The sequence below is a fragment of the Nonomuraea mesophila genome (assembly GCF_004352805.1).
Classification (GTDB): domain Bacteria; phylum Actinomycetota; class Actinomycetes; order Streptosporangiales; family Streptosporangiaceae; genus Nonomuraea; species Nonomuraea longispora.
Map to the genome: position 1 here is coordinate 1 of NZ_SMLD01000252.1, position 9,966 is coordinate 9,966.

Annotated in this window: 9 protein-coding genes and 1 pseudogene; 6 read left to right on the forward strand and 4 right to left on the reverse strand. The window is 65.6% G+C overall.

Going from position 1 to position 9,966, the window contains the following annotated elements; translation table 11 throughout:
- The first annotated feature begins 393 nt into the window (after positions 1-393).
- Positions 394-1,311, forward strand: coding sequence for a 4-hydroxy-tetrahydrodipicolinate synthase (gene dapA, locus E1295_RS45085; protein WP_132641064.1), 918 nt, complete (start codon positions 394-396; stop codon positions 1,309-1,311).
- Positions 1,312-1,365: 54 nt separating this feature from the next.
- The gene (locus E1295_RS45090; protein WP_132641066.1) at positions 1,366-3,051 is read left to right on the forward strand and encodes a ribonuclease J; all 1,686 of its coding nucleotides are present in this window, start codon (positions 1,366-1,368) and stop codon (positions 3,049-3,051) included.
- Between the two features lie 172 nt (positions 3,052-3,223).
- On the opposite strand, the gene E1295_RS45095 is transcribed toward E1295_RS45090, so the two are convergent.
- Positions 3,224-4,012 carry an ABC transporter permease gene (locus E1295_RS45095; protein ID WP_132641068.1) on the reverse strand — a complete coding sequence of 263 codons (789 nt, stop codon included), beginning with the start codon at positions 4,010-4,012 and terminating at the stop codon, positions 3,224-3,226.
- Between the two features lie 74 nt (positions 4,013-4,086).
- A pseudogene (locus E1295_RS45100) lies at positions 4,087-4,728 on the reverse strand (ABC transporter ATP-binding protein); the annotation flags it as partial.
- Positions 4,729-4,841: 113 nt separating this feature from the next.
- Here E1295_RS45100 and E1295_RS45105 point away from each other — a divergent pair.
- From E1295_RS45105 to E1295_RS45115, 3 genes are read left to right on the forward strand one after another with little or no spacing between them, the layout of a single operon-like run.
- Positions 4,842-6,050, forward strand: coding sequence for a sensor histidine kinase (locus tag E1295_RS45105; protein WP_132641072.1), 1,209 nt, complete (start codon positions 4,842-4,844; stop codon positions 6,048-6,050).
- Positions 6,047-6,688: a response regulator gene (locus E1295_RS45110; RefSeq protein WP_132641074.1), complete on the forward strand. Its 642-nt coding sequence runs from the start codon at positions 6,047-6,049 to the stop codon at positions 6,686-6,688. The genes E1295_RS45105 and E1295_RS45110 overlap by 4 nt, the downstream gene beginning before the upstream one ends.
- A 53-nt stretch (positions 6,689-6,741) precedes the next feature.
- Entirely contained in the window at positions 6,742-6,984 is a 243-nt protein-coding gene (locus E1295_RS45115; RefSeq protein WP_132641076.1) for a hypothetical protein, read from the forward strand.
- 206 nt (positions 6,985-7,190) lie between these two features.
- Here the strand turns inward: E1295_RS45115 and E1295_RS45120 are convergent, their stop codons facing one another.
- Entirely contained in the window at positions 7,191-8,066 is an 876-nt protein-coding gene (locus E1295_RS45120) for an NAD(P)-dependent oxidoreductase (RefSeq protein ID WP_132641078.1), read from the reverse strand.
- A 173-nt stretch (positions 8,067-8,239) separates the two neighbouring features.
- Between E1295_RS45120 and E1295_RS45125 the strand changes: the two genes are divergently transcribed.
- Complete coding sequence (locus E1295_RS45125; protein WP_220449219.1) at positions 8,240-8,560, forward strand: winged helix-turn-helix transcriptional regulator; 321 nt, start codon at positions 8,240-8,242, stop codon at positions 8,558-8,560.
- 452 nt (positions 8,561-9,012) lie between these two features.
- Here E1295_RS45125 and E1295_RS45130 read toward each other — a convergent pair whose 3' ends face one another.
- Positions 9,013-9,507, reverse strand: coding sequence for a DUF402 domain-containing protein (locus E1295_RS45130; protein WP_132641082.1), 495 nt, complete (start codon positions 9,505-9,507; stop codon positions 9,013-9,015).
- Positions 9,508-9,966 lie beyond the last annotated feature (459 nt).

A 9,966-nucleotide genomic window follows, 5' to 3' on the forward strand; every position in this document is an offset into this window, starting at 1 on the left:
GGCGGGAGCAAGTGCGACGGCGGTGGTGGGCGTGCTGAGGGCATGTGAAGCGGCGTGGGTGGCCAGGGCGGTGTGGGGGTCAGGGACGAGCGCGGGCTCTGTCTCGGTCGGGGATCCTCCAAGACGGCCGTGGGAAGCTCGCGTGGCATGCTGGGGCCGGGTGAACGGCGGACGCGAAGGTGAGCCCGGACCGGGAGGCCGTGGAGTTGTGAGCTGATCTTGCGATGTAATGGCCGGTCGTCGCTGGCCGGGTGGCTAGAGGAGTCGGCCGAAGGACCTATCGTGGGATAAGCGGCACGAGTTGCTGTCGAAAGGGGGCAAAAGGCGGCTCCAGGCAGGCAAAGCGGGGTGGCGACGTCCAATGGATTTCTGAATCCAGGTAGCGTTCGCACTATGGCATCGCCAACTGGATCCACCAAGGCGCCCTTCGGCCGTATGCTGACCGCGATGGTCACGCCGTTCACTTCCGACGGCGAGGTCGATTATGTGGCTGTGCGACGTCTTGCTACCTATCTGGTGGACGAGCAGCAGAATGACGGCTTGATCGTCAACGGGACGACCGGCGAGTCGCCCACCACTTCCGACGAGGAGAAGCAGCGCATCGTCAGTGCTGTCCTCGACGCGGTCGGCGATCGCGCGGCCGTGGTGGCGGGAGCGGGCTCCAACGACACCCGCCATAGTGTCGAGCTCGCGAAGCAGGCGGCGCGCGCCGGCGCACACGGCCTCCTGGTAGTAACGCCTTACTACAACAAGCCCCCGCAAGAGGGTTTGTACCGACACTTCACCGCTGTCGCCGACGCGACCGATCTTCCCGTGATGCTTTATGACATCCCGGGACGAAGCGGAGTGCCGATCAGAACGGAGACTCTGATCAGGCTGGCGCAGCACGAACGCATTGTGGCCGTCAAGGACGCCAAAGGCGATCTGTTCGCCGCCAGTCAGGTGATGATCTCGACCGATCTTGTCTTCTATTCGGGAGACGATCTGCTCAACCTGGCCTGGCTCTCGCTCGGAGCCGCTGGGTTCGTGAGCGTTGTCGGACATGTGGTGGGCGCCGAGTTGGCGCGGATGATCCATCTGCACAAGAGCGGCGAAGTCGCTCAAGCGCTGGCCCTGCACAGTCGGGTGGCCCCCGTAGTGGACGGGATCATGCTGCGTGCGGGCGGCGCGATCATGATAAAGGCGGCCCTGAGCCTGGTGGGTATGCCGGTAGGACCGGTACGGCTGCCGCTCGTGGACGCGACAGAGAAGCAAATCGCCGAGCTGCGTGCTTGCCTGGTGGCCGGCGGGGTGAAGTTGACAGACGCATAGGAACGGGGAGGAACTGGGAGTTTTGAGAACACGATCTGACCGTGGGGGCCGGGCATGAGCCATCCGCATCCTGAGCTTGGCCCCCCACCGGCGCTGCCTCACGGCGGCTTGCGTATCGTCGCGCTCGGCGGGCTGGGCGAGATCGGTAGGAACATGGCCGTCTTCGAGTACGAAGGCCGCCTGCTGATCGTCGACTGCGGGGTGTTGTTCCCCGAGCCCGACCAACCGGGTGTCGACCTCATCCTGCCCGACTTCGAGTACATCAGGGACCGCCTCGACGACGTCGAAGCTGTCGTGCTGACGCACGCGCATGAGGACCACATCGGAGCGGTGCCCTATCTGCTGCGCGAGCGGCGTGATATCCCGCTCATCGGATCCAAGCTCACGCTTGCCCTGATCGAGGCCAAGCTCACCGAGCATCGGATCCAGCCGACCAAACGCGAGGTCGTCGAGGGCGAACGGCACGTCTTCGGGCCTTTCGACTGCGAGTTTCTCGCGGTCAACCACTCCATCCCCGACGCGCTGGCCGTGGCCATCAGGACGCCGGCCGGCATCGTGCTGCACACCGGCGACTTCCGGATGGACCAGTTGCCGAGCGACGGACGCCTCACCGATCTGGGAGGCTTCGCCAGGCTCGGCACAGAGGGCGTCGACCTGCTGATGTCCGACTCGACCAATGCCGAGGTGCCTGGCTTCGTCACCAGTGAGCGGGAGATCGCTCCGGTCATCGACGAGGTCATCCGTACCTCGGAGCAGCGCGTCATCGTGGCGAGCTTCGCCTCTCACGTCCACCGCATCCAGCAGGTCATGGACGCCGCCGCCCGGCACGGGCGCAAGGTCGCCCTGGTCGGACGCTCGATGGTGCGCAACATGGGAGTCGCTCGCGACCTGGGCTATCTCAAGGTGCCACAGGGGCTGATCGTCGACTCGCGCGACATCGAGGAGTGGCCGCCGCAGGACGTGGTGCTCGTCTGCACCGGATCCCAGGGTGAGCCGATGGCGGCGCTGTCGAGGATGGCCAACCGTGATCACCCGATCCGCATCGCCGAGGGCGACACGGTGCTCCTGGCCTCCTCGCTGGTGCCCGGCAACGAGACCGCGGTCAACAAGGTGATCAACGGTCTCACCCGGTGGGGCGCACGGGTCGTGCACAAGGGCAACGCCAAGGTGCACGTCTCCGGACACGCGGCCGCCGGTGAGCTCCTCTACGTGCTCAACCTGACACGCCCGTCGAACTTCATGCCCGTGCACGGTGAGTGGCGCCACCTGCGCGCCCATGCGAAGCTGGCCGCCCTCACGGGTGTGCCGGACGATCACATCGTGATCGCCGAAGACGGCGTCGTGGTCGATCTGCTCGACGGTCGCGCGAAGATCGTCGGTGCGGTGCACGCGGGGTATGTCTACGTCGACGGCTCGTCGGTGGGCGAGATCACCGACACCTCCCTGAAGGACCGCAGGATTCTGGGGGACGAGGGGTTCATCTCCGTGGTCGTCGTGGTCGACTCCAACACCGGGAAGCTCACCGCGGGCCCCGAGATCCACGCGCGTGGTTCGGGCATCGACCCTCTGCAGTTCGACGAGTTCATTCCTCAGATCGAACGGGCTCTTGAGGAGAAGGCCGCGGACGGAGTGATCGACATGCAGGAGATCCGCCGGGTTGTCCGGCGCACCGTGGGCCGCTGGGTGAGCGACACCTACCGCCGCCGTCCGATGATCATCCCCGTGGTGCTCGAGGTCTGAGCCCGCTGACGGCATGGCAGCCGGAACGCCTGATGGTACGGCAGGCGTTCCGGTCTTGCGCATCGCCGGACGGCCCCATGCCCGCTGTGATCTTTTGATGCGCTGATCAGGGGCTTCCGTCTGAGCCGGCGTCAACATGGCGAGGTCTCGCATGTGGCTCGGCGTCGACATCTCAGGCGTTCCTCCTGCGCATCAGCCAGGCTGCCGCCAGCAGGGGGAGAGCCGCATAGGCGACCAGCACGGCGGCGGCCACGGCGGGAGGCAACAGCGAGCCGTAGACCGAGGTCGTGATCGTGTCACCGGTGATCTCGCGGGGAAGCGCCCCGATCATCACGGACCCGAGGCGCTCGCTCCAAGGCTCGGGGATATTGCCGATGATCATGGGGATGACGTAGACGAGACCGGCGATGATGGCGATCGCGCCGGCGCTCGAGCGCATGAGCGCGCCGAGGCCGAGGCCGAGCAGCGCGAACACCGGCACCGAGACGGTGATGGCGATCAGAAGGGGAAGCCGGTCCGTGAACGCGTCGGCGTATGCACCCGAGAACCGGTCACCGAGCACCCATCGGGTGACGGCATAGGTGCCGAAGACCGCCGCCGCACCGATGATCAGGCCGAGTGCTCCCACGACCGTGGACTTGGCGGCGAGCACCGGCCATCGACGCGGGACGATGGTCAGGCTTGTTCTGATCATGCCGGTCGCGTATTCGGACGTGATGGCCAGCGTGCCCAGGATGCCCATGCAGAGCTGAGGCACGATCACGACCACCTCCTCAAGGTCCGCGATGCGAGCGCTCGGGCGTTGTGGGGGTGAGGCGTCGTCGTACATGCCGGCCGCCATCAGGGCCAGCGCGTAACCCAGCAGAACGGCGCTGATGCCGAGGACGAGAATGAGATAGGTCGAACGAACGGAGCGGAGCTTGATCCATTCCGACGCGAGAACGCCCGCGAACGAATTCATCGAACACCTCCGAACTGCACGCTGGAGGCGGTCAGTGCCATGTAGGCGTCTTCGAGTGAGGGGTAGGCCGCCGTCAGCTCCGCGACCGTCGCCTCGGTGACCAGCTTGCCGCGGCCGATGATCACGATGCGCTCGGCGGTGAGAGCCATCTCGCTCATGAGATGGCTGGACAGGAGGATCGTCCTGCCTTCGGCGGCCAGCGAGCGCATGAGGCCGCGGATCCACCGCACGCCATCAGGATCGAGACCGTTGACAGGCTCGTCGAACATCAACACACCGGGGTCGCCCAGCAGAGCGGCCGCGATGCCGAGCCGTTGTTTCATACCGAGCGAGAAGCCGCCTATCCGTTTGCGGCCGACATCCGCCAGGCCGACCTGCTTCAACACCTCGGTCACTCGGCCGGGGCCGATGTCGTTGGTGCGAGCGAGACAGAGCAGGTGGTCGTAGGCGCTGCGTCCGCCGTGGACGGCACTCGCATCCAAGAGCGCGCCCACCTCGTGCATCGGTCTGCTGAACGATGTGTAAGGTCGGCCGTTGATGAGCGCGTGCCCGGAAGTGGGCGCATCGAGGCCGAGGATCAGGCGCAGGGCGGTGGACTTGCCTGCGCCGTTGGGGCCCAGAAATCCGGTCACGTGGCCGGGGCCGACCTTGAAGGAGAGGTCGTCTACCGCGAGGGTGTCGCCGTACCGTTTCGTGAGGCGGTGGAGTTCGATCACGCCGTAAAGGATGCGGTGCGGAGGGTCGGCGGCGCGTCGGACCACGGTTCGAATCTGAAGGTCAAACCCTGGGCTGACGTGCGCCCGCCGCTTCAACCGCTACGGTTCAACGCGTGGACGACAGCCATCCCTTCTTCGCCCGGCGCTTGAGCCGCATCCAGTTGATCATGCTCGATCTGGCGGTGGGGCTGTGCTTCGGGGTCGTGGCCTTCACGATGGCGGTCAACGCCACGTCGCTGCCACCATGGCTGAGGTTCGCTCTGCCCTTCGGGCTCGGCCTGCTGCTGTCGGTGCGCAGGCTGTGGCCGCTGCCTGTGTTCTGCCTGACGTTGGTGCTGGCCGTCTTCGCCGTCGTGTCCGATGCCATCGGGTTCGCTTACCTCGCACCCGCCTACGTGCTCTATATTGTCGCGCTGTCCGACAAGGTCGGCCCCTTGATCCCTTCGTCCGCCATCGGGGGACTAAGCCTCGTCACGTTGCTCGGGTTGACGATGGCGGGCGTGCCACAGGAGAGTGCTCCCGACTGGCTGGTCCACGTCGACAAGCCGCTCATGGGGATCGCGGCTCTGGGCGGCTCATGGACGATCGGCCGTGCCGTCCACGAGCGCAGGCATTATGCGGCGCGCGAGGCCGAGCGGCTGGCGTCGCAAGCGGTGATCGACGAACGGCTGCGCATCGCTCGCGAGGTGCATGACGTGGTCACCCACAGCGTGGGGTTGATCGCCATCAAGGCGGGCGTGGCCAATCATGTGATGTCGACCAGGCCGGAGGAGGCGCACGACGCTCTGCGGGTGATCGAGACAGCCAGCCGCAGCGCACTGGTCGAGATGCGGCGCCTGCTCGGCATGCTGAGGTCAACCAACGTGCCTGACCTCGTGCCCGCGCCGGGCATCGAAGGGCTCGAGGAGCTCGCGGCGCAGGCGCGGCTGGCCGGGATCGACGTGAAGCTGGAGGTTCGCATCGGTGGTGGCGGCTCTGTTGGGCAGGTGTCCGATGGTGATGCTCACGACCCACGGGACCGGCTGCCGGATGGGGTGGGGCTGTCGGCCTACCGGATCGTGCAGGAGGCGCTGACCAACGTCGCCAAGCACGCGGCGCCCGCCCGGTGCCAGGTCTCCGTCGTGGCAGACGGCAAGGACGTGAAGATCGAAGTGACGGATGACGGACCGGGCAGACGCACGTCGCCTTCGGCCGGCACCGGGCACGGCCTCATCGGGATGCGGGAGCGGGTCATGATGTACGGCGGCACGTTCGAAGCGGGGAGCAAGCATGGAAACGGGTTCCGCGTGTTCGCCCGGCTGCCCTATCAGGAGGCTCCGTGATCCGGGTGGTCGTGGCCGACGATCAGGCGTTGCTCAGGGGAAGTTTCAGGGTGCTGGTCGACTCTGAGCCCGACCTGGGTGTGGTCGGGGAAGCTGCGACGGGGGCCGAAGCGGTCACCGTGACCTTGGAGCAGCGGCCCGATGTGGTGTTGATGGACGTTCGGATGCCGGAGATGGACGGCATCGAAGCCACCCGCAGGATCAGGGATGTCTCCAGGGTGCTCGTGGTGACGATGTTCGATCTCGACGCATACGTGTACGACGCGCTTCGGGCTGGAGCGAGTGGTTTCCTTCTTAAAGACACACCCCCTGCGGATCTGCTCGCCGCCATCAGAGTGGTCGCGCGTGGGGAGGCATTGCTGGCGCCAACGGTGACGCGAAGGTTAATTGAAGAGTTCACCCGCACCCCGGTGACGCCCCGGGTGAAAGGGCTGGACGGGGTTACCGAGCGGGAAAGGGATGTGCTGACGCTGATCGCCCGTGGGCTGTCCAACGGCGAGATCGCGGAGCATCTTCAAGTGAGTCTGGCCACGGTGAAGACCCACATCACGCGGCTGCTGGCCAAGTTGGAAGCGCGTGATCGGGCGCAACTCGTCATTGCCGCATATGAGAGTGGGCTGGTTTCCGCGGCGGGTTGATTCACGTCGTCATTGGGTGCTTCGGCACATCCAGCGAAGCAGGAGGTGGAGTCGTGACGGAGTTCGTGGGGGTGTTGCAGCAGCGCCAGGTCTACGATCAGGCCCGGCTGCCGTCGCCGGGGCGCATGAGCGATCGGATCGTTTTGACGGCTGTTCGGTTTCCCGCGGTTCGGCTGCTGTTACGGGTCGATCGGATCGTTCTGACGGCTGTTCGGTTCCTGCGGATCGGCTGCTACCACGGGTCGATCGGATCGGCTGCTCCTTCGGCGAAAGAACGTGTACCACCTGCTCTGTGACCACGATCGGAGCCTGTGTGGGCCAGCCGATCCACCTGGGGGTGTTCAGACAGCTGCGGCACGCTGCCGGAGACGTTGGACCGGATTGTCGGCCTCGTCCTGAAACACCGTGCCATCGACGGGCCAATCAGCAAGGTATCCGGAGGCCACCCGCCGCTGGGGCGTGGGGCCCGCCAGACGACCATGACCCCACGCCGCGCCAGCCCTCAGCCCGGTTGCTTGATGCTTTCGATGATCCGGGCGAAGCCTTCCTCCCCATGGCCGGCATCGATCTGACGTTGGATGAGTCGCTGGACCATGGCGACGACATCAGTGCTGATGCCCTGGTCGGAACTGGCGGCCAGAAGGGAGCTGAGGTTGGAGAAGTGGAGGCTCTGCTGCCCTTCGACGGCGTAGTCGCCGCCGTCGATGACGGCGGCGAACCCCTGGAAGGCGCCGGTCATGGCGGTCAGCCAAGGTGTGGCCAGAGCAGCGAACTCGCCCGCCGTCACGCCGGCCGGCGCGACCATGGCGGCGCCATGCATGAAGCCGGCGAACATGACGTACATACCCGCGAGGAGGGCAAGGTCGTAGAGGGAGGCCAGCCCGGCATCCGTGCCGAAGTAGGTACTGGTTCCCCACAGGTCGAGCAGCGGCTTGTACTGATGGAAGGCATCGGCCGATCCGCTGTAGAGGAGGGATGACCCCGGCTGGCCGATCATTTGCGGTACGGCCATGATGCCGCCGTCCAGATACGTGACCCCGGCATGGGCGGCCCAGGCGGCCAGCTCCCGCGACTCGGCCGGTGACGTCGTGGTCACGTTGATCAACGTTCGTCCGGCCAAGTCACGGGAGAGAGGATCGAGCACCTTATGGACTGACGCGTGGTCCAGCAGACATGTGATCACCAACCCGCTGGCCCGGACAGCGTCGCCGGCCGTGGCGGCGGCCTCCGCGCCCTGAGCAACGAGATCGTCCGCCTTCTCCGGTGAGCGGTTCCAGACAGTCGTCGCGTATCCGGCCTTCACCAGGGCGTCCGCAAGAGCGCTGCCCATCGCTCCCAGGCCGAGAACACTTACCTGGACGCTGCTGTTCGTTGTCATTACTGGGGCTCCCCCTCGTGTTCATCGTTCGGCTGGATCCTCTCGGCTGCCGGTAGGTTTGACCAGTACGCACTATTGAGTCTGGTACTCACTCGCAGGTAAGTACGTATTGGAGGGGGCGGATGGCGACATCAGCACGACGTGGTCCCTATTTCTGTGGCATCGACGCGGCTATGGACGTCGTCGCCGGCAAGTGGAAGTCGTTGATCCTCTGGGAGTTGCACCACCACGGGACCCGTAGGTTCGCCGAGCTTCGGCGTGGTCTGCCAGGCGTCAGCGAGAAGATGTTGATTCAACACCTGCGGGAGATGAAAGAAGACGGGCTCGTCCATCGTGAGGTGCACCGAGAAGTGCCACCGAAGGTCGAATACTCCCTGACGGAACACGGCGTTTCGCTTAATACGGCCCTGACGTCACTGGGGAAATGGGGCGCTGAACGCATGCGGCGGATCGGTGCTGAAAAGGTCGTCATCACTGACTCCGGGGACAAGTAATGATAGAAGGTGGCTGGGCCGGGCAGTCGCAGTAGCTCCATAACGTCTGCGCCATGCTGAGGGGCCGGGACGTGAAGAAGTGCCGGCGGCGAATGGTGGTCGCGCGCGCCGTCTAATCTCTGTCGCCCCCGCATCGCTAAGTGTGCGGTGCGCTCGGATCGCAAGACGGATCGCTGCTGCCTCGTGGTTTGTCACCACAGCCGATCTGGTCATTGTCGCGACCGTGCACCATCGGCATGTGGCCGCTGTCGCCCTGGAGTTGCGGGACGGGCCGATCACCCGCCGATGAAGCCGAATGGGATTTACAGTCCTGTAGAAGCAGACCGTGGTCAGCTCGATCCGGTCGCGGTCCATAAGGCGATGTCACGGTCGAAGCAGACGATGATGTGGCCTTATGGGGTGGCAGCGACGACGTTGACGGAGCCGGGCATTTCGATGTCAGGTCGCTGGAATCAGGTTATCGTCAGCCATTGTATGTGTGCGCCGCCGAACGGGCCTTTTCTCTCGCGTACCGCATCGAGGAGCCAGTGCGCGGTTGCCTCCGCTCGCGAGATCAACTCGGGTGGATAGTTCAGTAGTGCCTGGTGCTCCGCGAACTCATCCTCGTCATCGAGGATGAGCCGGCCGTCACGCAGACGGATCACATCCAGGTCGAGGTCCAGCATGGTCACCTCATCGTCCCTCCACTCCGGGACGGTGGTGACGTCAACATAGATTTCGCTTTTGTGGGGAGGGGTGTTGAACGAAGCCGTCCACCAGGCGTTCCGGGGAAACAGCATGATCGCGGTGGACTCCCACGTGACGGGTGGCCCCTCGCCTTTGCGGGCGACCGTGCCGCCGGGCACCTCCACCCAGACTCCGTGCTCGTCCTCCCCGAGCACGCGGCCAGGATGGTTCCAGTGCAATGCTCCGCCGTACTTCCGAAACACGACTCGAACATCAGTCATAGAGGGAAATCTATCTGCCGCCGGGGGGCTGTCGGCTGGGACACTCCCTGGTCTGGCTCGAACGCTGGTGGCGGCCCGGCACGGGGTCGTGGCGCAGGCGCGAACCTCCGCCGGGAACGTTGCGACGCCACGGGCAGGGCAGACGGTGTGATCGGGGAGGGGCGAGCACGCTAGGTGGTGCGCGACAAGCCGTGATGTCCCGTGGGCTGCAGAGGGCGTGTGCAGAGGGTTACGGGAGCCGTGGGCGCGTGTCGCGGGAGGGCGTGTCAGAGGTTGAGGGAGCAGCGTGCGCGTGCGGGAGAGCCGTGTCCAGCAGGTCAGGGGGCGCCGGATCATCAGATGCCTCCGAGGAGACCCCCGCCTTCAGGCGGGGGAGGAATCGGACCCCTGCGGAGCAGGGCAGGGGCAGACGATTCGCCTCCAGGCGAACCGGCGTATCGAACAAACGCGCGAGTCCTT